The organism is Thiohalorhabdus sp. (assembly GCF_036628635.1).
Classification (GTDB): Bacteria; Pseudomonadota; Gammaproteobacteria; order Thiohalorhabdales; family Thiohalorhabdaceae; genus Thiohalorhabdus.
Map to the genome: position 1 here is coordinate 1 of NZ_JAZKRM010000039.1, position 21,396 is coordinate 21,396.

Sequence of the window (21,396 nt, forward strand, 5' to 3'; positions counted from 1 at the left end):
GGAACCAAAGAAAGGGCCACCCGAATAGGTGGCCCTTGTGCTCAGCGCTCCAAGCGCTGGTTTCAGTGCTTCAGGTCGAAGCGGTCGGCCTGCATGACCTTGACCCAGGCATCGACGAAGTCGTCCAGAAACTTCCGCTGGGCGTCGTCAGTGGCGTAGTACTGCGTCACGGCGCGCAGTTCGGCGTTGGATACATAGATCAGGTCCACGGGTGTCGCCGTCCACTGACGCTCACCCGTTTCGCGATCACGACCCACGTAGAGCCCTTCCTGGTCCTTGGCTTTCTCCCACTTCGTCGACATGTCCAGGACATTGACGAAGAAGTCGTTGGTCAGGGTGCCGGGCTCGTCGGTGAGCACGCCGTGGTCCACGTCCTCGGCGTTGGCATCCAGTGCGCGCATGCCGCCGATGAGCACCGTCATCTCCGGCACGGTCAGGCCCATGCTGTTGGCCTTCTCGACCATTTCGGCGGTGGGCGAGTCATCCGCTTCGCTGCTGTAATAGTTCCGGAAGGCGTCCGCGTCCGGCTTGAGCACGTCGAAGGAATCGGCATCGGTCATTTTCGCGGTGGCATCCACCCGGCCCGGCTTCACGGGCACGGTGATGTCGTTGCCCGCCCGTGCGGCGGCCTTCTCGATTGCGGCTGCGCCACCGAACACGATCATGTCCGCCAGCGACACCTTCTTGTTGGACCGCTGGGATTCGTTGAAATCCTGGCGGATGTCATCCAACCGGCTCAGCACGCGGTCGAGCTCTTCCGGATTGTTCACTGCCCAGTTTTTCTGTGGTTCCAGACGAACCCGGGCACCGTTGGCACCGCCGCGCTTGTCGGTGTCGCGGTAGCTAGACGCCGAGGCCCAGGCCACGCGGACCAGTTCCTGAACGCCCAGATCCGACTCCTTGATGTCGCTCTTCAGGCTCTCGATGTCGCCCGATCCGACCGTCTTGTAGTCGGCTTCCGGCAGCAGATCCTGGAAGGCAAACTTCTGCTCGGGGACGGCCGGACCCATGTAGCGCGAGCGCGGGCCCATGTCACGGTGCGTGAGTTTGAACCAGGCGCGAGCGTACGCCTGTTCGAACGCTTCCGGGTTCTCCATGAAGCGCTTGGCGATCTTGCGGTACTCCGGATCGCGCTTCAGCGCAATATCCGTCGTGAACATCATGGGCGCGTGACGCTTACCCTCGACGTGCGCGTCCGGGACCATATTGGAAGCACTTTCGGCCTTGGGCTCCCACTGGGTCTTGCCCGCCGGGCTCTCAGTCTTCTTCCATTCAAAGCTGAAGAGGTTCTGCAGGTACTGCTGGGTCCACTTCGCGGGGCTGGCCGTCCAGGCGCCTTCCAGGCCACTGGTATAGGTGTCCTCGGCCTTGCCCTTGCCGCACTTGTTCTTCCAGCCGAGCCCCTGCTCTTCCATGTCCGCCGCCGCCGGCTCGCGGCCCACGCAGTCCTCGGCCTTGTTAGCGCCGTGCGCCTTGCCGAAGGTGTGGCCGCCAGCAATCAGCGCCAGGGTTTCTTCGTCATTCATGGCCATACGCCCAAAGGTCTCGCGGGTGGCCTTGGCCGCGGCCAGCGGGTCGGGCTCACCTTTCGGACCTTCCGGATTAACGTAGATCAGACCCATTTGGGTGGCGCCGAAGGGCCGCTCAAGATCATGTCCGCCCTCGTAACGCTCGCCCGCAAGCATCTCGCTCTCGGGGCCCCAGTAGACCTGGTCCGGCTCCCAGTCGTCCGTGCGGCCCAATGCGAAGCCAAGGGTCTCGAAGCCCATGTCTTCCATCGCCACGGTGCCGGCCAGCGCCAGCAGGTCGGACCAGGAAATCTTGTCGCCGTAGTCCTGTTTGATGGACCAGAGCAGGCGCCGGGCCTTGTCCAGGTTGGCGTTGTCCGGCCAGCTGTTGAGCGGGTCAAAGCGCTGCTGCCCGCCACCGACACCGCCGCGGCCGTCACGCATGCGGTAGGTGCCCGTGGCATGCCAGGACATGCGAATGAAGAACGGACCGTAGTGACCATAGTCCGCCGGCCACCAGTCACGCGAGGTGGTCATCATGTCCTTGAGGTCTTTCTTGAGAGCGGCGTAGTCGAGCTCCTCGACCTGCTCGGCGTAGCTGAAATCGGCATCTCTGGGGTCAGATTCAGGGTTGGGGCGTCGAAGCGGGCTCAGGTCCAGCTGCTCCGGCCACCAGTATTGGTTGGACTTGGCCTTTGCCTGGCTGTCCTGCGCTTGGGCAGAGGTCAACAGCATAAATGGCGATAACGCCACCGCTAAGGCGGCTATCAAAGTGCTTGTTGGTTTTCGCATGGTGTACGGCTCCTTTAGACAGCGTTTTGCTTTGTACTTAGTCTAAAATCACCCCACTCTGATATCCTGTCAATGGGCGTGAATTTAAGCTTTCCCAAATATTTGGATATCTATAAGCGGCAACTGGGCTGAAACGGGGGGTAAACGGGCGTTCACGGACCCATTGATGGGGCCGCGGGAGGCCGGGGGCACCCATGGAGCTTCCCCGTGGAAAACACGCGAACCTCCCGCCGGAGGTGGCGAGCGCTGGGCCGGGAAGGCTGGCGCATTCGGCTCACATGTGCCGTTATGGTGATCCGATCACGTAACCCTTTCCCCCACTATGACAAACCGGCCGGGACCGAGCAAGCGCCGGGGCGGCACCGGGCTCAGCACCACAGGCCCCGGTCGGCGGCGTAGCGCCCGAGAGCGTAAAGAAGGGGCAGCAAGGGCAGGAGGTAGAGGACCATGGCGGTGGCAATGGCCGGCCCCCCGGCCGGCTCGGTGGCCAGGCTCAGCAGGACCCAGACCGAACTGCCGACGGCCGCGATCAGCAGGGCCAGCACCAGCCACTAGAAGCCCGGACGCAGGATGGGGCGGCGGCGGATGAAGCCGTAGAGTCCCGTTAGGGCCACCACGGCCAAGGCCAGGGTGGCCAGGCGTAGGACCACGTCTGTGGGGCCGGGTTCGGCCAGATGCCGCCAAGCCTGGACTTCGCTAGCCCCCAGGTACAGCAGCAGGAGCACGAAATAGGCCCGCCAGGCGCGTCCGGCGTCCGGCGGTTGGTCCGGGCTCGAGGCCGACCCCCTCAAACGCCATACCGCCAGGATGGGCCATCAACAGGGCCGCTCCTGGCGCACATCACCTTGGCCCTGCAGGGCCCCGGTTGCCGTCGCCACTGGGCCGGGGCCGCCCAAACAGCCGAGGCGGGGAGGGCCGAGCGGAAAGACAGGTTCATCCGGACTCCCTAACTAAGTCCGCGCCCGAATCAAACCGGCCAGGATCAACAGGCCCCCGGCCCCGGCCAAGCCGGCGGCCAGCCACCAGCCGGGGAAGCCCAGCCGCGGCTCCAGGTCCGGCACTAGGGCCGCCAGGGAGCCCGCCAACACCAGGGCGCCGCCGGTACCGGCCAGGGCGAGGCGCCGGATGCCGCCCCGCACTTCGTCCCGGATCTGCTCCAGCTGGGGACCGTGCAGATTGAGGGTGAGGTCGTCTGCCAGCGCCCGGTCCAGAAAGCTCGCTGCCTGGCGCGGCAGCGCCGGCAGCAGCCGGCCCCATTCCGGGGCCTCGCGCCGGACCTCCCGCCACGCCCGGCCCGGGCCCTTCTCGCTGATCATCCAGTCCCGCAGCAGCGGCTGCACCGCGGTCCAGATGTTCATCTGCGGATTGAACTCGCGGGCGATGCCCTCGACGTTGACCATGGTCTTCTGCAGCAGGATCAGCTGGGGCTGGGTCTCCATGTGGAAGCGGCGGGTGGTCTGGAACAGCCGGATCAGCAGGTGGGCCATGGAGATCTCCTCCAGCGGCCGGTCCAGAACCGGCTCGGCGATGGCCCGCAGGGCGTCCTCGAAGGCCGCCATGTCGGTGTCTGCCGGCACGTAGCCGGCCTCCAGGTGGACCCAGGCGGCGCGCGGGTAGTCCCGCTCCAGGAAGGCCAGCAGCATATCCGCCAGATAGCGCCGCTGGTCGGCGGCGAGCGTGCCCATGATGCCGAAGTCCACCACCTGCAGCTGGTTGCCGGCGCCTACGAAGACGTTGCCCGGGTGCATGTCGGCGTGGAAGTAGCCGTCCCGGAACACTTGCTGAAAGAACACTTCCGCCGCGTAGCGCGACACCGCATCGACATCGGCGCCGGCGCGGTCAAGGGCGTCGCGCTTGTCGATGGCCACGCCCTCGATCCATTCCAGGGTCAGCACCTCGCGGGCGGTGCGCCGCCAGTGCACCTGGGGCACCAACAGGATGGGGTTGTCCCGGAAGTTGCGCCGCAGCTGGCTGGCGTGGGCGCCTTCCTTCTCAAGGTCGAGCTCGTCGTGAATGGTCTTGGCGAACTCGTTGACCACCGCCACCAGCTTAAGGCGCCGCGCCTCGGGGTGGGCGCGCTCGCCAAGGGCGGCGACGGCGAACATCACCGCCAGGTCGGTGTCGATCAGGGCCTCGATGCCCGGTCGGCGGACCTTGACCGCTACCCCGGTGCCGTCGGGCAGCTTGGCGGAGTGGACCTGGGCGATGGAGGCCGAGGCCACCGGCTCGCGGCCGAAGACCGGGAACAGTCGGTCGAGGTCGCTTTCCAGGGCCTCGGCAACCATGGCCGCGGCAATGTCGCCGTTGAAGGGTGCGACGTCGTCCCGGAGGTAGGCCAGCTCCTCGATGATGTCCGCCGGCAGGAGGTCGCGGCGGGTGGATAGGATCTGGCCCAGCTTGATGAAGGGCGGGCCCAGCGCCTCCAGGGCCAGGCGCAGGCGCCGGCCGCGGCTGTAGCGCCGCACCAAGCGTCGCCGGAAGGGGTTGAGGCGGCTGACCCAGGCGTAGGGCCGGAACACCGGAATGAGCGCCAGCAGCTCGTCCAGGCCGTACCGGGCCAGGGTGCGGCCGATGACCAGCATACGCCAAGCGTGGCGCGGTCTAAGGCGGCGGTAGCCGGGCGGTCGGGGGGTTGCCCGCGCCAAGGGGCCCTAAGCCTGCGCCTTGAAGCCGGTGTGCAGGGCCACGATGCCGCCGGTGAGATTGGTGTAACCGGCGCGCTCGAAACCGGCGTCGGCGAACATCTCCGCCAGGGTGCGCTGGTCCGGGTGCTGGCGGATGGATTCCACCAGGTACTGGTAGCTCTCGCGGTCGCCGGCGATGAGCTGACCCAGCCGCGGGATGATCTTGAAGGAATAGGCGTCGTAGAAGGGCTTGAGCGGCCAGACCGGGTGCGAGAACTCCAGCACTAGGAGCTGGCCGCCGGGCCTTAGCAGCCGCCGGAATTCCTGCAGGGCGCCGCCCTTGCGGGTCATGTTGCGCAGGCCGAAGGCCACGGTGATGACGTCGAACCGGTCATCGGGCAGGGGCATGGCCTCGGCGTCGGCGGTGACCCAGTCCAGGTTGCCCACCAATCCCTCGTCCGCCAGCCGGCGCCGCCCCACCCGCAGCATCTCGTGGTTGATATCGGCCACCATCACCCGGCCACGCGGGCCCACGATAGGCGAGAACTGCCGGGCCAGGTCGCCGGTGCCGCCGGCAACATCCAGCACCTGGTCGCCGGCCCGCGCCTGGGCCCGCCACACCGTGTAGCGCTTCCAGTAGCGGTGCAGCCCGCCCGACATGAGGTCGTTCATCAGGTCGTAGCTGGGGGCCACCGAGTCGAAAACCCCGCGCACCCGGCGACGCTTCTCCCCCAGGGGGACTTCCTGGTAGCCGAAGTGAGTGGTATCTTGTTTTCTATCCGTTCTCAATGGGCCGGTCTCCCCCGGCCGTGCGTCCTCGTCGCTTCGGTCGGCGTTCATGCGGCGGTCCCTGGTTCCTTTGGGGGGGTGGTCGGCCGGAACTGGTCAGCATGGAAGCCTACTTTAGATGCCGTAGCCCTTCAATTCGCGGAGGGTATGCACCGGGGCGGCTCGTTCCCCTGCGGGCTCCGAAATCGGAGATTTCCAGTGCGCCCTTCGGGGAACGCCCCGCCAGGGCGCCGGGGCGGAGACGGCCCGGGCCCGCCATGGATTGGTAGGAGCGGCCTCCTCACCGCGACCCGCCCCCTTTCCCCTTCGTTTGCAACGAGATATGCCAGTAGAGGAGGTGAACGAGGCGATATCTAGCGCGGAAGCCGGCCAAAATTAAGTTTCCTCTAATGCTCTGAAATGCCTCGTTTCCCCCCGTCACACGGGAGGTTACGCGCCCAGCGGCATGGCTTGCGAAGCCCCATATATTCGGTTATCTTCTTTCACGCAGTACTAGATATTGTGGTTTTCCACAGTTTCCACATTTTCCACAGCCCCGGTCGCCAACCACACCCAAGCGTCGCCCGGGGCGTAGCGCATAGCCCAAACCGACCAGCCCCAGTGGAGGAGTCCCGATGAGCGCCAACGCCCAAGCCCTCGCCGAATCCAGCCAGTCGGTGACCGTTCCCTTCCAGGCCGCCTCGGTCGATATATGGGACAAGAAATACCGGCTCAAGGACCTGCGCGGGAATCCGGTGGATGAGGACGTGGACGCCACCTATCGGCGGGTGGCGCGGGCGCTGGCCGACGTGGAGGAGGCGGACAAGCAAGAGCACTGGTACTTCCGCTTCCTGTGGGCCCTGCGCCACGGCGCCATCCCCGCCGGTCGGATCACCTCCAACGCCGGTGGCCAGGAATACAAACCGGCCACCTCCACCATCAACTGCACCGTGTCCGGGACCGTCACCGACTCCATGGACGGCATCCTGGCGAAGGTGCATGAGGCCGGCCTGACCCTGAAGGCCGGCTGCGGCATCGGCTACGACTTCTCCACCCTGCGGCCCAAGGGCGCCTTCGTCGCCGGGGCCGGCGCCATCACCTCCGGGCCGCTGTCATTCATGGATATCTTCGACCGCATGTGCTTCACCATCTCCTCCGCCGGCGGCCGTCGCGGTGCCCAGATGGCGACCTTCGACGTGGGCCACCCGGACGTCCAGGACTTCATCCGCGCCAAGCGCGAGGACGGCCGCCTGCGGCAGTTCAACATGTCGCTGCTGATCACCCACGGGTTTATGGAGGCGGTGAAGAGCGACGACTGGTGGCGCCTGGCCTTCCCCGTGACCCACAAGCAGGCCGAGGTGGAGGCCATCGACCTCAACGATTCCGAGCAGGTGGTATGGCGCGACTGGCCCAACCGCGAGGCGACCGACTACATCGTCGATTCTGACGGCCGCGTTGCCTGCAAGGTGTTCCGGACCATCAAGGCCCGGCATTTGTGGAACGCCATCATGTCCTCCACCTACGACTACGCCGAGCCCGGCTTCATCCTCATCGACCAGTACAACGACATGAACAACAACTGGTACGTGGAGAACATCCGGGCGACCAATCCGTGCGGTGAGCAGGGCCTGCCCCCCTACGGCGCCTGTTTGCTGGGCTCGGTGAACCTCACCCAGTTCGTGCGCAATCCCTTTACCGAGGACGCCTACTTCGACTGGGACGAATACGGCGAGGTGGTGGCGGTGTTCACCCGCATGCTGGACAACGTGGTAGAGATCTCGGGCCTGCCGCTGGCCGAGCAGCAGCGCGAGATCGAGCGCAAGCGCCGCCACGGCATGGGCTTTTTGGGCCTGGGCTCGACCCTGGCCATGCTGCGCATGACCTACGGCGACCCCCCCTCGGTGGACTTCACCGAGCAGGTATCGCGCGAGCTGGCCGAAACCGGCTGGCGCACGGCCGCCGAGCTGGCCCAGGAGAAGGGCGCCGCACCCATCATGGACGAGAGCTTCACCGTGGATGACGAGATGTTGCGGCTGCGCCCGGAGATGGCTAGTGATGGCTACCAGGTGGGCGACACCGTCCCGGGCAGGGTGCTGATGGCCCACTACAGCCGCTACATGCAGCAGTTCCCGGCCGAGGTCACCGGGTCCATCGCCGAGCACGGGGCGCGGTTCACTCACCACAGCTCTATCGCCCCCACCGGGACCATCTCCCTGTCGCTGGCCAACAACGCCAGCAACGGCATCGAGCCCAGCTTCGCCCACAAGTACTTCCGCAACGTCATCCGCGAAGGGCGCAAATCCAAGGAGAAGGTGGAGGTCGACTCCTACGAGCTGCTCGCCTACAAGCACTTCGTTGACCCTCAAGCCGATACCGAGGCCGAGGGCGAGCACGCCCTGCCGGACTATTTCGTGGACACCAACAGCATCCAGCCCTGGCAGCACGTGGAGATCCAGGCCGCGGCCCAGAAGTGGGTCGACAGCTCCATCTCCAAGACCATCAACGTGCCCCAGGACTTCGACTTCGACGCCTTCAAGGACATCTACCTCTACGCCTACGACAAGGGGCTGAAGGGCTGCACCACCTTCCGCTTCAATCCCGAGGCCTTCCAGGGGGTGCTGGTCCAGGACAAGGACCTCAAGAACACCACCTACCGCTTCGAGCTGGATGACGGCTCAGTGGTGGAGGCAAGAGGCGACGAGGAGGTCGAGTACGACGGCGAGACCCACAACGCGGCCAATCTGTACGACGCGTTGAAGGAGGGGTATTACGGGCGATTTTAGGATTTAAGGGGAGGACCTTTCCGCCCCTTAACAACCCCTCGAGTACAGCAAAAAATCTAGGAAAAAGCCTTTGTGGGAATGGCTGGTAGATAGCTAGGCTTGATTTTTTAGTGTTGGGGGGTCGCCGTACCTTTGGCCTTCTTTGGGGTGCCTGAAACCGAATAAAAGTCAGGAGATGGACCAATGACCATCAAGATCGACCAGCAGATCACCGGATACTCGGTGGTGACCGACGAGAGCGAGCAGGGGCAGGGCCAGCAGCAGCCGCAGGTGGCCTCCTCGCAGGAGGAGGCCGATGTCGTCCATGTGACGCCGCCGGACGACCGACCGGAGCGGCTGGAGGGGTCCACCTACAAGATCAAGACGCCGCTGTCCGAGCACGCCCTGTACGTGACCATCAACGACGTGATCATGCACGAGGGCACGGGCAAGGAGCACCGGCGGCCCTTCGAGATCTTCATCAACTCCAAGAACATGGAGCACTTCCAGTGGATCGTGGCCCTGACCCGGGTGCTGTCCGGGGTGTTCCGCAAGGGCGGCGACGTCGGCTTCCTGGTGGAGGAGCTGCGCTCGGTGTTCGACCCCGCCGGCGGCTACTTCAAGAAGGGCGGGCGCTACATGCCCTCGCTGGTGGCCGAGCTGGGCGAGGTGCTGGAGATGCATCTGCAGAAAATCGGCATGATCGACAAGCCCGAGCTCTCCGGCGAGATGAAGGCGAAGAAGGAGAAGGCCGAGGAGACCGGCGCCCTCCAGAACGCCACCATGTGCGGCAACTGCAATGCCGTGGCGGTGGTGCGCATGGACGGCTGCAACATGTGCCTGGAGTGCGGCGACTCCAAGTGCGGGTGAGCCTGCCTGTGCCGGTCTGACCGGCCTATCGGCCGGAACGGCGCGGGGCCGGGGGCGTAGGGCGACTGGGGGATGGCCCGCCCGCTCAGCGGGCGGGTCAGGGCTCCCCGGAGCCCGGAGTCCCCGACCCCGCGCCGGCACCCAATATCTAGCCGATACGGGAGCAAGCAAAAAAGGGGGAGAGATATGGGATGGCTGGGGCTGCCCCTGCGCGCCATGGCCTACGCCGCGCTGCTGGAGGTCCTGACTCTGGTGATCTATTACGGGGTTGGGCTCGGGGTGGTGCTGTTGGCAGTGCTGCTTGGCTCGATGTCGGAACCGGGAGGCGGGGAGGGGGCCGTGCTTGCGTTCTTCGCCTTTCCCTTTCTATACCTGGCCCTGTACCTACCCGAGTGGCTGGCTTTGCCCTGGAGTCTGTACCTCCAGGAGCTTTTGGCCGGTGGTTTGGCGCGCGACAACATGATGGGTCCTCCGATCCGTGCCGCCATTCTCTTCCCGCCCCTCGCCTTGAACGCTTTCCTGCTGCTGGCTGGCCACCGCCTGATAAGGGCGCTTCGGCCTGCCCGGGAAAGCCCCTAGTTTCAATCGGTCCATTCCCTGCCGCGAACCCGCTAGGCTGTAAGGATGTCCGGTTCGTCGAGAAGAGGGGCCCATGACGCCCGCTTGCCCGTTCTGCGGCCACCGTCTGCCGCTTACCTGGATCCGCATGGAAACGGAGTGCCCGCACTGCAGCGGGTGCGCCCGCTTTCGGGTGCGCTGGCGACGGGTGTTCGCCCTGGCCCTGCCGGCCGCGGTGGTGGCCGCCTTCGTTTTGCCCCGCGGCTTCATCGGTCCGGTGGCGGTGACCGTCTTCGCCCTGGGGGTGATGGTGTCCATCGACGCCGAGCGAGTGCGCCGGGCCAGCACCCGGTGCGGGGAGGACGGCGTGTGATGCTGGATGCGCTGCTCCCTCCGGCGGCCGGCCTGCTTCTTCTGGCCGTGGGCGCCGCCGTTGCGGGCGAGCCCGCCGGTGACCGGGCAGGTGACGACCAGGCCCCGCCGACCGAGGAGGCCGAGGCCGAACACCGCCCTCCACCCACCGAGGCCCTCCCGGGCCCCCGCCTGTCCGACCGGCCCTTTCGGCCCGAGGGCTCGGATCCCTCCGATAAAGGTCGCTCCGCCGATCGAGACTGCTGCGATATGGAGCACTAATCCCGCCGGCGGGAGAAAGCGGCCAGGGGATCGGACGGAACCATCGGGGTGTTTGCTGCGGCCGGGACAAGGCGCATCCTCTGGCCCCGTTTTGCCGACCTAACCGAGGAAAGGGGGGATGTCAGGGAGCTGCTGAACGAGTGGCTGGCGGCGCTCGGGCCCTATCTGACCCTGGGGGGGCGGTTCCACCGGTGCTCATGGTCATCGCGGTGGTCGCCGCCGGGGCCGAATATCCCCGCTACCGTCACCGCGCCGCCATGGTCAGCGAGCTGGGAACCTCGGCCTCGCCCCGGGCGCGCGGGTTCAATGCCGCCTGGGCGGTGGCCGGTGCCCTGATAGGGCTCTACGCCTGGGGACTCTGGTGGCTGGTGGGCCTGCCGGTGGTCACCGGCGGGGTCGGGATCCTCGCGGCGGGCACCCTGGTATCCGGCCTGTTTCCCTGCGAGCCCGGCTGCCCGCCCAGTCCCCGCACCACCTCTGGCCGGATCCATGCGCTCGCGGGGCTGCTGGCGGTACTGGGGGCGGTGGTGGCCTGCCTGGCCCTGGGGTTCTGGGCCGCGGATCGGATGGCGACCTGGGGCCTTACCCTTTATTCCCTGATCACCGGCGGCGCCGGCCTGGCCCTGCTTTTCACCACCCTGGGTGCCATCGGCACGGGGTTCGAGGGCTTCCTGCAGCGGGTCTTCCTGCTGGGCATCCTGGCCTGGCTGGGGGTGACCGCCGTGTTGCTTCCCCTCCGGCTGGCCTAGGCGGCCCACCTCCCCGGCGGTTCCGGAGCCCCTCCATCTTCTCCTGATGCTGAGGCGGCCCCCGGCGAGGCAAGGCTTAACCCACTAGCCGGGCAAACGGCCCGCCAGGAAGTGATCCAGTTCCTCGGGCGGCATGGGCTGGGCGTAGAGGAAGCCCTGAAGCGACTGGATGCCCCATTGCGTAAGGAGCTGGGCTTGCTCCCGGGTCTCCACACCCTCGGCAACGGTGGCGAGCCCCAGCTGGTTGCCCATGGCCAGTATGGTCTCGACGATAGCCTTGTCCTGGGCACTGTCCAGCAGGTCCTGGACGAAGGATTTGTCCACCTTGAGGGCGTTCAGGGGCAGCTGCTTGAGGGAGATCAGCGAGGAATACCCCGTGCCGAAGTCGTCGATGGAGAATCGGACGCCAAACCGGCGCAGCTCGCCCATCTGCTCGGCTACCGTTTCCGGATTCTCCAGCAGGGCCTGCTCGGTAACCTCCAGATCCAGCATGGTGCCATCCAGACCCTGTTCCCGCAGGGCGTTGCCGATGACGTCCGCAATGCGGGTGTAGAGGAGCTGCTGGGGACTGACATTTACCGACACGGGGACCGCTAAGTCGGCCTCCTGGAGTTTGCGAGCCTGGGCCAGGGCTTTCGTCACGACCCACTCCCCCAGCCGATGGATCAAGCCGGTCTTTTCGGCCAGGGGGATGAAGACCGCCGGGGAGATCCAGCCGCGCTCCGGATGCTCCCAGCGCGCCAGCGCTTCCAGAGCGGTCACGCGGTGCCCGTCGGCGGCCATAATGGGCTGGAAATGCAGGGCCAGATGCCCTTCGTCCAGGGCCCGATGCAGCTCCTGCTCCAGATCCAGACGGCTGCGCACCGCCTCCAGCATGGCCGGGTCGTAGAAGCGCACTTCTCCCTTGCCCTGGTTCTTGGCCTGGTACATGGCGGTGTCTGCTTGCTGCAACAGGTTGTCCACCTCGGCCTCGGGTTCCGGGAACAGGGCAATGCCCGAGCTGACCTTCACCTGCAAGGTGCGATCGCCGATGGAAAGCGGTGTCGTCAGGCCATTGTGGATGCGATCCACCGCCTGCCGGGCGCGGACGGCAGCGGTGTCGACCTCCTCCGCCAGGTCCGGAAGCAGCAGGACGAACTCGTCACCGCCTACCCGGGCTAGGGTGTCCTCTTCGCGAAGGTTGGCTGCCAGGGTCCCGCCAAACGCCCTGAGCAGGTGGTCGCCAGAGGGGTGGCCGAAGGCGTCGTTGACCGCTTTGAAGTCGTCCAGGTCCATGTACACAAGGGCGCCGATGCCGCCGTGGCGCTGAGCCCGGCTAATCTCGATGTGGACCTGGTGATGGAGGTTGGTCCGGTTGGGCAGGCCGGTCAGGGGGTCGCCGTAGGCCAGCCGTCGTATCTCGGCCTCCTGTTGGCGCCGAAGGGTGATGTCCGAGGCAAAGCCGATGACGTGAGGCCGCCCCTCGAGGTCGACGCGCTGGCCCTCGAAGGCATAGGGGATGGCGTCGCCGTTCTTGGTCAGCAGCTCGGCTTCGGCGGTGGCGTGGCCCTCGGTGAGGGTATGCCTTAGCTGGTTGCGGATGTATGCGGCGTCCTCGGGTCCGAAGAAGGCCAGCCCCGAGGTACCGCGCAGTTCCTCGCTGCGGTAGCCGGTGACGGTTTCAAGCCCCTGGTTCCAGTGGACCAGGTTGAAGTCCACGTTGATGAGGTAGAAAAGCCCGGGCAGGTGGGTGAGCAGGGCCTGCGAGAGGTCCCGTTCCTGCTGGAGTGCCTCCTGGGTGCGCTTGAGGGCCCGGATGTCGGTGCCGACCAGGGAGTAGTACTCGAGGCTGCCCCGGGGATCCCGGTGGGCGAGGAGCACCGCCGATATGGGGATCTCCTCCCCGTTGTGGCTGAGCAGAACCACTTCGCCGTGCCATGGGCCCACCTCAGCGGCGTGGGGCAGGGCCTCGTCGCGTACCCGCCGATAGGCCCACTCGGGATGGTAGTCGCGGATGAAATAGCGGCTGATGTCCTCCTCCGCCTCGAAGCCCATCAGGGCCCGTCCGGCCCGGTTGAGGTAGAGCGAGCGGCCGTCGGGGCCGGCCATGCCGACGACCAGCAGCGAGGCCTCGACGATGGCCGACAGCCGTTCCTGCTGGCGGCGATAGGCCTCGGCCTCGGTGACGTCGTTGATGTAGCCCTCGAGTACGGTCTGGCCCTCGCGGGTGCCCACGGTCCCGCCCTGTTCCCAAAACCAGCGCACGTAACCGTCGGCGTGGTAAAACCGATAGGTCACCTGGAACTTTTCTCCGGCGGCAAGGCCCTTCTGGACCGCCTCCCAGGCGTATTCGGCATCCTCGGGATGGATCCGGTCGCCCCACGAGGGGTGGCCTGCCAGTAGTTGCTCGGGGGTGTAGCCGGTCAGCGCGAGTGCGCCCTCGCTGACAAAATCCATGGGCCAGTCCGGGCGGTTGTGGCAGCGGTAGACCATGCCCTGAAGATTGGAGAGGATGCGGCCCTGCTCGATTTCCCCCTCAGGCCGCTGGGCCCGCCCCAGGGTAGCGGCCACCCCTAAAAGCCCCAGCCCGCCACCGAAGGCCTCGGCCCAGAACCCGGTGGCCAGCGCGGTTTGCGGGACAACGTCCGGCCACGCCACGCCAAAACCGACCCCAGCTGCTCCCGCCGTGGCCAGAAGGACAGCAGCGAGGGGCAAAAGGACGCGATTCCAGGCGGGCATGGGTGTTCCTGAATATTGCCCAAAGGGTATGCCACAAGGTACCCGGTTTGTTGCTTAGGCAAAATGGGCCGCTAGGGTCGGCCTTCCCGAGCGCGTTGGTGTTCGGTTCAAAACGAAGCGAATCCTGAACAGGGAAGGGGGCGGCGCTATGGACACCGACCGCGTCATCAGAAGGCGGCACCGCGGGGTGCGGCGGCTGCTCCCGCGGACCGGGTCCCGCCAAGCCGGCACCCCATCGCCTACTAGTCTCTATGGATCCCCACATTGTGACGGTTCAGCGGTCATCGGCCGGGGCGGGTAGGGCCTGGTGCCTGGCAAAGGGGCATAGTGGCATTAGGAGGGGCAACGGGTCCGATCGGCTAGGCGTAGGGAGGGGGTATGACCGAGGGCAACGCCAATTCGGGCACCGGCGGCTTCGCCGTCGTTCTCGGCCTGGTCCTTCTCTGGGGGCCCGGGGGTTGCGGCGACCGCGGCCCCACGGGGAGCCTACCCCCCGGCGTCTCCGGCCTCTACTTCTCCGCCGATGCCGGAACCGACGGCCGCGAGCCGTGGATCCTGCGCAGCCCCGGCCTGTCGCCGGTGCAGCTCATGGACATTAACGGCACTGGCGGCAGCTCCGACCCCCAGTCCTTCGTCCGCATCCAGGATACCGTCTACTTCACCGCCCGCACGGCCGCTGACGGCCGCGAGCTGTGGCGCACCGACGGCACCACCGCCGGCACGGAGCAGGTGGCCGATATCAATCCCGGTAACGACGACGGCATTGCCGACGGGGCAGACCTGACTGTTTTCAAAGGGGATCTCTACTTCGCGGCCGATGACGGTGCCACCGGTACCGAGCTGTGGGTCTACGACGTTTCCGGAGAGCAGGTTAGGCAGGTGAGGGACATCAACCGGGCCGTATCGCCGGGAAGCTCCGATCCGGCCCGGTTCACCGAAGCCGGCGGCACTCTGTTCTTCAGTGCCACCAACGGCACCGATGGCGTGGAGCTATGGCGGACCGACGGCACTCCTGCCGGAACTCAGCAGGTCGCGGATATCAACAGCTCCGGCAGCGCCGATCCGGACTATCTGACGTACCTGAATGGCATTCTGTTCTTTGGCGCCACCGACGGCGGACCGAGGGGAAGGGAGGTTTGGCGTTCCGATGGCACCAGCGGCAATCCGGTGGCCATCGATATAAATGATGGTTCCGGCGATTCCAATCCGGCCCACATCACGGCTTTCGGTAACTTCGTATATTTCGGGGCCAGCGGACCGAACAACAATGGCGAGGAGCTGTGGCGAGCCGATACAAGTGGCTTCCACGAAATGGTTGAAAATATCAATATAGAAGTGGGGGGCGGATCCAATCCGCACAATTTCCGGGTTTCCGGAAACCGGCTTTTCTTTGCGGCGAACGACGGCATTGTTGTGGGATTTTGGACCGTTTCCTCCGCTAGCTTACAAGAGGCCAGTCAGTTAGTGGTTAATCCCAACGGCGATTCCGATCCCCGCGAGCTGGCCGATTTCGGCGGGACCCTGGTTTTCCAGGCCACCGATGCCGACGGGGCCGAGCCGTGGTATTTCGATGGTAGGGCCCCCAAGCAAATCGATGATCTGAATACGGCTCAAGGAACGGCCTCGCTACCTCGTGAATTCACCGACTTTGAAGATCGGCTCTTTTTCACCGCCACCGATGATTCGGTGGCCCGGCAGCTTTGGAAGGTAACCTCCCTGGGGCTGGACCCGATCCCCATACCGAGCAATAACAGGAGTGACTACGATCCCCGGGAGCTGGCAGCCCTGTAATCCGACCCGCGGGGAAGGCAGAATGGGAACGCTGTTGTCCCCACCGCGTTGAGCCCATGGACGCCGACACTGTCATCCAGCGCCTGCGCCGGGAGGCGGAGCCCGGGGCCCGCCAGGCCCTGGCCCACCTGGGCATCTCAATCAGCAACGCCCTGGGGGTGCGGGTACCCCGGTTGCGGGAGATCGCCCGCGAGCTGGACACCGATCACGACCTGGCACTTGCCTTGTGGCATAGCGGCATCCACGAGGCCCGATTGCTGGCCACCATGGTGGCGGATCCGGACCAGGTGGACGCCGTTCTCATGGAGCAGTGGGCGGGGGAGCTCGATGCCTGGGACGTGGCCGACCAGGCGGTGGCCAACCTGTTCGCCCAGGCCGAGCCGGCCTGGGACAAGGCCGTCCAATGGGCCCAGCGCGAAGAGGCTCTGGTGCGCCGGGCCGGGTTCGCCCTCATGGCCGTGCTGGCCATGACCGACGCCACCGCCGGCGACGATGCCTTCGCCCCCTTCTGGCCGTATATCGAGGCCGGCGCCGACGATACTCGCGAGCACGTGCGCAAGGGGCTGGGCTGGGCCATTCGCCAGATCGGCAAGCGCTCACCGGAGCTCAACGCCGCCGCCATCGAGCTGGCCCAGCGCATTCAGGATCCCGAGCAGCGCGGGCACGAGGCTCGCAAGCTGGGCCGGGAGGCCCAGCGGGAGCTGGAATCGGACATGGTCCGAAGCCGCCTTCGGAAGGACTGAAGGCTGGCCGTTACGGTAAGCTGGCCGCTATGTGGCCTGGCTTGGAGGCTTCACCCAGGGCTACCTGCCGGCGCCACCATCGGCCCCAGGAGGGTTGGGAGGAATGAGCATGGCCCACGATCCTTGGCGGGTTCGGGAATCGGACTATCCCTCGGCGGGCACTACCGAACAGCGCCTGCGCTTCTTCCTGCGCTATGCTGTGCTGGCGCCCTCGGCCCACAACAGCCAGCCCTGGCGCTTCCGGGTGGCGGACGGCCGTGCCTACCTCTACGCCGATCGTCGCCGCAGGCTTCCCATCGCCGATCCCGAGGACCGGGAGCTGACCATCAGCTGCGGTGCGGCGCTTTTCCACCTGCGCCTGGCCATGCGTTACTTCGGCCAGGCGGAGACCGTGGAGGCGGCGCCCGATCCCGAGGACCCCGAGCTCCTGGCGACGGTGACCCTCGCCGGCCCCCACGCCCCGGACGATACCGATCGATCCCTGTTCCGGGCCGTCCCCCGGCGTTTTACCCATCGCGGGCCATTCCAGGCTACCCCTGTGCCTCCCGCCCTCCAGAACATGATGCAGTCGCTGGCAGCGCACGAGGGGGCCGGGCTGCATTGCCTGTCCGGGCCCGAGACCAAGGGCGTAGTCGCCGCCCTGGTGGCCGAAGGCGACCGCCACCAGGGCGGCGATCCCCCCTTTCGGCGGGAACTGGCGGACTGGTTGCGCACCGGGCTGAGCCGGCAACGGGACGGTCTCCACCCGCGCCCCCTGGGGGTGGGGTTGGCCATGTCGCTGGTGCTCCCGGCCTACTTGCGTTGGATCAACTGGGGCCCATCGCAGGCCCGCCAGGACCGGCAATGGGCCCGGGAGGCCCCCTTGCTGGCGGTACTGACCACGGCCCGTGACGGCATCTCCTGCTGGCTCACCGCCGGCCAGGCCCTGGCGGCGGTGCTGCTGCGCGCCGCGGAGGACGGGGTGCAGGCGGCCTATCTCAACCAGGCGGTGCAGGTGCCCGAGCTGCGCCAGAGGTTGGGCGAGCAACTGGGCGGCACCGGTCAGCCTCAGGTCTTGCTGCGACTGGGCTACGCTGGCGGCACCCGCCGGCCGGCCCCCCGCCGCCCGGCCGAGTTGGTGATCGACGGCTAGCCGCGGGAGCCGCCGCTTAGGCCACCGTTCCGGCCGCCCCCAGAAGGGCGGCCAAGCGCTCGCTGTCCACGTTGCCGCCCTCGGTGACCCAGTCGACGCGGCTGTCCTTGCGCGCCGGGGTCTCGCGCAGGGACAGCCGGCCATCGCCCACCTGCATGACGAACCAGCCCTTGTCGGTGTGGAAGATGCCCTTGAGGCGGGGCACTTCGATGCCGTCCACACCGTTCTCGGCGATGTCGGTGAGGGTCTGCACCAGCCGGCCGTGGTCGAAGACAGCGTCCGCCGGCCAGGTCAGACCGCCCGTGCGTCCGGCCGGGTCATGGACAGCGGCGCCGTGGCCGTCGTGGCCCTTGCCGCCGACGGGGTCGGCCTCCAGCTCGAACAGCTCGTCGGCGAGGCGGCCGTGCTCGGTGGTGACCGCCCGCAGCGGCGGGGTTTCCAGGCCCTCCGCCCAGGCCCGGAAGGCCCCGGCAGTGCCGGGCTCGGCGGTGTCGGTGCGGTTGAGCACCAGGATGTCGGCGGCATTGGCCATGAGCCGGAAATAGGGGCTGGGCTGGCCGCGGTCCGGGTCGAAGTCGCGGGGATCGAGCAGGGCGATGGTCGGCCGCAGCTCCAGGCGCGACTCGGCCGCCACCTGCCGCAGCAGGTGGAGCACCTGGGCGGGGTCGGCCATGCCGCTGGGCTCGATGATGAGCCGGTCCAGCTCCATGGTGAGCAACCGCTGCAGGCTGGTCACCAGGCCCTCGGCGGCGGCGCAGCAGACGCAGCCGCCGGGCACGGTGGTCACCTTAAGGCCGCTGTCGTCCGATTCGCCCGCCATGATGGCGCCGTCCAGGCCCACCGGCCCGAAGTCGTTGACCAGAACGGCCACCTGCTGCTCGCCGGCGTGCCGAGCCAGGTAGTCGAGGATGGCGGTGGTCTTGCCCACCCCCAGGGGGCCGGCGATGACATGGCAGGGCAGCGGGGTTTCTGTGCTCATGGGTCGATCCGTTCCGTGGGGGAAGGGGATTCTAGCCCGGGCAGGGGCCATGGGCCCAGCCGGGCCGCGCTGGCATACTTGCGCCCCCACCCAACCCTGGACCTTGCCGTGAGCCCGACGACGACCGCCTCCGCCTTCGCCCTGCTGTTCCTCGCCGAGCTCGGCGACAAGACCCAGCTGGTGGCCATGGCGCTGGCCCACCGCCACCGCGCCGGCCCCGTCCTGGCCGGTATCTGCGCCGCCTTCCTGGTGCTCGACGTGGTGGCGGTGGCGGTGGGGGCGGCGCTGTACGAGCTGGTCCCGGAGTGGGCGGTCCTGCTGTTCGCCGGGGTGCTTTTCCTGGGCTTCGGGGTGCACATCTGGCGCGCCGGTGAGGAGACGGAGGAGGCCGCCGACGAGGTGGCCGCCAGCGGCTGGTGGCGGGTGGCCGCGGCCAGCTTCGGGCTGATCTTCGTGGCCGAGCTGGGCGACAAGACGCAGCTGGCCATGGTGGCCATGGCCGCCGCCACCGGTGAGACCTGGGCGGTGCTGGTGGGCGGTACCCTGGCGCTGTGGGCGGTGTCGGTGCTGGGTGTAGCGGTGGGCGCCACCCTGCTGCGCCGGCTGCCGGCGCGGTGGGTCCACCGCGGCGCCGCGGTCCTGTTCTTCGCCTTCGGCGGGTGGGCGCTGCTGCGCGCCGGCGGGGTAATCGCGTGAGGGGCCCGGCGTGGAAAGCTTGACCGCGTTCCTGCGGCCGTTGGCCGTCTATCTGGGCGCCGCCGCCGGCGAGATTGCCGGCTGCTTCGCCTTCTGGGCGGTGCTGCGCCTGGGCAAGAGCGCCTGGTGGCTGGTGCCGGGGCTGCTCGCCCTGGCCGCCTTCGCCTACCTGCTCACCCGCATCGAGGCCGACTTCGCCGGGCGCGCCTTCGCCGCCTACGGCGGCGTCTACATCGCCTCCTCGCTGGGCTGGCTGTGGGCGGTGGAGGGGCGCATGCCGGACCGCTGGGACGTCGTGGGCGCGGCCATCTGCCTGGCCGGGGCGGGGGTCATCCTGCTGGGGCCGCGCTCGGGGTGAGGCGTCGCGGCTTTCGCGGCGCCCACAATCCGTAGGTCCGGCTTAAGCCAGGCCCACTCCGGCCTGGGAGGATCGAGGCCCCGGTAAAGATATCTGGAAATCTGGATATTGATATATACGGTTAACCGTATATAATGCCCCCATCATTCAAAGGAGGGCCGCCATGGATGCCGCCACCTTCTTCCGCGCACTGGGCGACGCCACCCGCCTGCGCTGCCTGGCCCTGCTCCACGCCGAGGGCGAGCTGTGCGTGTGCGAGCTGACCTACGCCCTGGACCTGGCTCAGCCCAAGATCTCCCGCCACCTGGGGCAGCTGCGCCAGGCGGAGGTGGTGGAGGCGCACCGCCACGGCGCCTGGATGCACTACCGGGTGAACCCGGACCTGCCCGACTGGGCGCGGGCCGTGGTCGATGAGTGGGCCCGGGCGGCCGTCGCCGCGGCCCCCTACGCCGACGACCGGCGGGCCCTGCACGGCATGCCCGACCGGCCCGAAAACACCTGCTGCGCCTGACGGGGAGCCGGCATGAAGCGAGAGCGTAACGGCGCCGAGGCCCCCGGCATCCGCGAGGGCATGGGCCTGTTCGAGCGCTACCTGTCGCTGTGGGTGGCCTTGGCCATTGTCGCCGGCGTGGCCCTGGGCCAGCTCGCCCCGGCGGTGCCGGCGATGCTGTCGCGCTTCGAGTATGCCCAGGTCTCCATCCCGGTGGCCATCCTCATCTGGGCCATGATCTTCCCCATGATGGTGCAGATCGACTTCTCGTCGATCCTGGGGGTGCGCCGCCAGCCCAAGGGGCTGGTCATCACCACCGCGGTGAACTGGCTGATCAAGCCCTTCACCATGTTCGCCATCGCCTGGCTGTTCCTGATGGTCGTCTTCGCGCCGCTGATCCCCGCCGATCTGGCGCGCGAGTACCTGGCCGGGGCCATCCTGCTGGGGGCGGCGCCGTGCACGGCCATGGTCTTCGTGTGGAGCTACCTGACCCGGGGCGACCCCGCCTACACCCTGGTGCAGGTGGCGGTGAACGACCTCATCCTGCTGGTCGCCTTCGCCCCCATCGTGGTCTTCCTGCTGGGGATCTCCGACATCACCGTGCCCTGGGACACCGTGGCCCTGTCGGTGGTGCTCTACATCGTTATCCCCCTGGCGGCGGGCTACCTCACGCGGGTGACCCTGATCCGGCGGCGCGGGATCGAGTGGTTCGACAATGTCTTCATGCCCCGCATCGGCGCCGTCACGCCGGCGGGGCTGATCCTGACCCTGGTGCTCCTGTTCGCCTTCCAGGGCGAGGTGATCCTGGCCAGCCCGCTGCACATCGTGCTCATCGCAATCCCGCTCAGCGTGCAGACCTTCCTGGTCTTCCTCATCGCCTACGGGTGGGCCTGGGGCTGGCGGGTGCCGCACAGCGTGGCCGCGCCGGGGGCCATGATCGGCGCGAGCAACTTCTTCGAGCTGGCGGTGGCCGCCGCCATCGCCCTGTTCGGCCTGCAGTCGGGGGCGGCCCTGGCCACGGTGGTGGGGGTGTTGGTGGAGGTGCCGCTGATGCTGGCCCTGGTGAAGATCGCCAACCGCACCCGCCACCGCTTTCCGGCTGCGGAAGAGGCTCGCGGATGACCACCCCCGCGGTGCGCCTGGATCCGGCCACCGCCCGCTGGCTGGCCGGTCGGGGCGGGGCGGTCACCCTGCGGGCCTCGCCGCGCCACGGCTGCTGCGGCGG

The 21,396-nt window shown here is 67.4% G+C and carries 20 protein-coding genes; 13 read left to right on the forward strand and 7 right to left on the reverse strand.

All coding sequences use genetic code 11. From position 1 onward, the window contains the following. Nucleotides 1-62: 62 nt before the first annotated feature. The 5 genes from katG to ubiE all read right to left on the reverse strand — a co-directional run bounded on the left by katG (nucleotide 63) and on the right by ubiE (nucleotide 5,764). Nucleotides 63-2,300 (reverse strand): catalase/peroxidase HPI, encoded by a 2,238-nt coding sequence (gene katG / locus V5A19_RS11100; RefSeq protein WP_332327803.1) that lies wholly within the window; start codon nucleotides 2,298-2,300, stop codon nucleotides 63-65. Nucleotides 2,301-2,668: 368 nt separating this feature from the next. Then, entirely contained in the window at nucleotides 2,669-2,845 is a 177-nt protein-coding gene (locus V5A19_RS11105; RefSeq protein ID WP_332319340.1) for a hypothetical protein, read from the reverse strand. 6 nt (nucleotides 2,846-2,851) lie between these two features. Beyond that, nucleotides 2,852-3,091 carry a hypothetical protein gene (locus V5A19_RS11110; protein ID WP_332319341.1) on the reverse strand — a complete coding sequence of 80 codons (240 nt, stop codon included), beginning with the start codon at nucleotides 3,089-3,091 and terminating at the stop codon, nucleotides 2,852-2,854. A 159-nt stretch (nucleotides 3,092-3,250) separates the two neighbouring features. Then, the gene (gene ubiB / locus V5A19_RS11115) at nucleotides 3,251-4,882 is read right to left on the reverse strand and encodes a 2-polyprenylphenol 6-hydroxylase (protein WP_332319342.1); all 1,632 of its coding nucleotides are present in this window, start codon (nucleotides 4,880-4,882) and stop codon (nucleotides 3,251-3,253) included. Nucleotides 4,883-4,951: 69 nt separating this feature from the next. Continuing rightward, the gene (gene ubiE, locus V5A19_RS11120; RefSeq protein ID WP_332319343.1) at nucleotides 4,952-5,764 is read right to left on the reverse strand and encodes a bifunctional demethylmenaquinone methyltransferase/2-methoxy-6-polyprenyl-1,4-benzoquinol methylase UbiE; all 813 of its coding nucleotides are present in this window, start codon (nucleotides 5,762-5,764) and stop codon (nucleotides 4,952-4,954) included. A 563-nt stretch (nucleotides 5,765-6,327) separates the two neighbouring features. Between ubiE and V5A19_RS11125 the strand changes: the two genes are divergently transcribed. The 6 genes from V5A19_RS11125 to V5A19_RS11150 all read left to right on the forward strand — a co-directional run bounded on the left by V5A19_RS11125 (nucleotide 6,328) and on the right by V5A19_RS11150 (nucleotide 11,264). Beyond that, on the forward strand, nucleotides 6,328-8,475 hold the full coding sequence (locus V5A19_RS11125; protein WP_332327804.1) for an adenosylcobalamin-dependent ribonucleoside-diphosphate reductase: 2,148 nt from the start codon (nucleotides 6,328-6,330) through the stop codon (nucleotides 8,473-8,475). Between the two features lie 183 nt (nucleotides 8,476-8,658). Further along, nucleotides 8,659-9,324 carry a TSCPD domain-containing protein gene (locus tag V5A19_RS11130; protein ID WP_332319345.1) on the forward strand — a complete coding sequence of 222 codons (666 nt, stop codon included), beginning with the start codon at nucleotides 8,659-8,661 and terminating at the stop codon, nucleotides 9,322-9,324. Between the two features lie 186 nt (nucleotides 9,325-9,510). Further along, on the forward strand, nucleotides 9,511-9,903 hold the full coding sequence (locus tag V5A19_RS11135) for a hypothetical protein (RefSeq protein WP_332319346.1): 393 nt from the start codon (nucleotides 9,511-9,513) through the stop codon (nucleotides 9,901-9,903). A gap of 73 nt (nucleotides 9,904-9,976) precedes the next feature. Continuing rightward, nucleotides 9,977-10,255 (forward strand): hypothetical protein, encoded by a 279-nt coding sequence (locus V5A19_RS11140; protein ID WP_332319347.1) that lies wholly within the window; start codon nucleotides 9,977-9,979, stop codon nucleotides 10,253-10,255. Next, nucleotides 10,252-10,515: a hypothetical protein gene (locus tag V5A19_RS11145; protein ID WP_332319348.1), complete on the forward strand. Its 264-nt coding sequence runs from the start codon at nucleotides 10,252-10,254 to the stop codon at nucleotides 10,513-10,515. The genes V5A19_RS11140 and V5A19_RS11145 overlap by 4 nt, the downstream gene beginning before the upstream one ends. Before the next feature lie 140 nt (nucleotides 10,516-10,655). Further along, on the forward strand, nucleotides 10,656-11,264 hold the full coding sequence (locus V5A19_RS11150) for a DUF998 domain-containing protein (protein WP_332319349.1): 609 nt from the start codon (nucleotides 10,656-10,658) through the stop codon (nucleotides 11,262-11,264). 84 nt (nucleotides 11,265-11,348) lie between these two features. On the opposite strand, the gene V5A19_RS11155 is transcribed toward V5A19_RS11150, so the two are convergent. After that, nucleotides 11,349-13,982, reverse strand: a complete 2,634-nt coding sequence (locus V5A19_RS11155) for a sensor domain-containing protein (protein ID WP_332319350.1) — start codon at nucleotides 13,980-13,982, stop codon at nucleotides 11,349-11,351. Nucleotides 13,983-14,360: 378 nt separating this feature from the next. Here V5A19_RS11155 and V5A19_RS11160 point away from each other — a divergent pair, with 378 nt between their 5' ends. The 3 genes from V5A19_RS11160 (at nucleotide 14,361) to V5A19_RS11170 (ending at nucleotide 17,648) form a co-directional block, all read left to right on the forward strand. Next, a complete protein-coding gene (locus V5A19_RS11160; RefSeq protein WP_332319351.1) occupies nucleotides 14,361-15,773 on the forward strand; it encodes an ELWxxDGT repeat protein in 1,413 nt (470 codons plus the stop codon). Between the two features lie 56 nt (nucleotides 15,774-15,829). Beyond that, complete coding sequence (locus tag V5A19_RS11165; protein ID WP_332319352.1) at nucleotides 15,830-16,516, forward strand: DNA alkylation repair protein; 687 nt, start codon at nucleotides 15,830-15,832, stop codon at nucleotides 16,514-16,516. A 109-nt stretch (nucleotides 16,517-16,625) separates the two neighbouring features. Then, nucleotides 16,626-17,648 carry an Acg family FMN-binding oxidoreductase gene (locus V5A19_RS11170; RefSeq protein ID WP_332319353.1) on the forward strand — a complete coding sequence of 341 codons (1,023 nt, stop codon included), beginning with the start codon at nucleotides 16,626-16,628 and terminating at the stop codon, nucleotides 17,646-17,648. A gap of 16 nt (nucleotides 17,649-17,664) precedes the next feature. Here the strand turns inward: V5A19_RS11170 and V5A19_RS11175 are convergent, their stop codons facing one another. Further along, nucleotides 17,665-18,627 (reverse strand): CobW family GTP-binding protein, encoded by a 963-nt coding sequence (locus V5A19_RS11175; protein WP_332327805.1) that lies wholly within the window; start codon nucleotides 18,625-18,627, stop codon nucleotides 17,665-17,667. Nucleotides 18,628-18,735: 108 nt separating this feature from the next. Here V5A19_RS11175 and V5A19_RS11180 point away from each other — a divergent pair, with 108 nt between their 5' ends. The 4 genes from V5A19_RS11180 to arsB all read left to right on the forward strand — a co-directional run bounded on the left by V5A19_RS11180 (nucleotide 18,736) and on the right by arsB (nucleotide 21,293). Further along, on the forward strand, nucleotides 18,736-19,323 hold the full coding sequence (locus V5A19_RS11180; RefSeq protein ID WP_332327806.1) for a TMEM165/GDT1 family protein: 588 nt from the start codon (nucleotides 18,736-18,738) through the stop codon (nucleotides 19,321-19,323). 10 nt (nucleotides 19,324-19,333) lie between these two features. Continuing rightward, a complete protein-coding gene (locus tag V5A19_RS11185; protein WP_332327807.1) occupies nucleotides 19,334-19,681 on the forward strand; it encodes a YnfA family protein in 348 nt (115 codons plus the stop codon). 163 nt (nucleotides 19,682-19,844) lie between these two features. Next, nucleotides 19,845-20,192, forward strand: coding sequence for an ArsR/SmtB family transcription factor (locus tag V5A19_RS11190; RefSeq protein ID WP_332327808.1), 348 nt, complete (start codon nucleotides 19,845-19,847; stop codon nucleotides 20,190-20,192). Between the two features lie 12 nt (nucleotides 20,193-20,204). Next, the gene (gene arsB / locus V5A19_RS11195) at nucleotides 20,205-21,293 is read left to right on the forward strand and encodes an ACR3 family arsenite efflux transporter (RefSeq protein ID WP_332327809.1); all 1,089 of its coding nucleotides are present in this window, start codon (nucleotides 20,205-20,207) and stop codon (nucleotides 21,291-21,293) included. Nucleotides 21,294-21,396 lie beyond the last annotated feature (103 nt).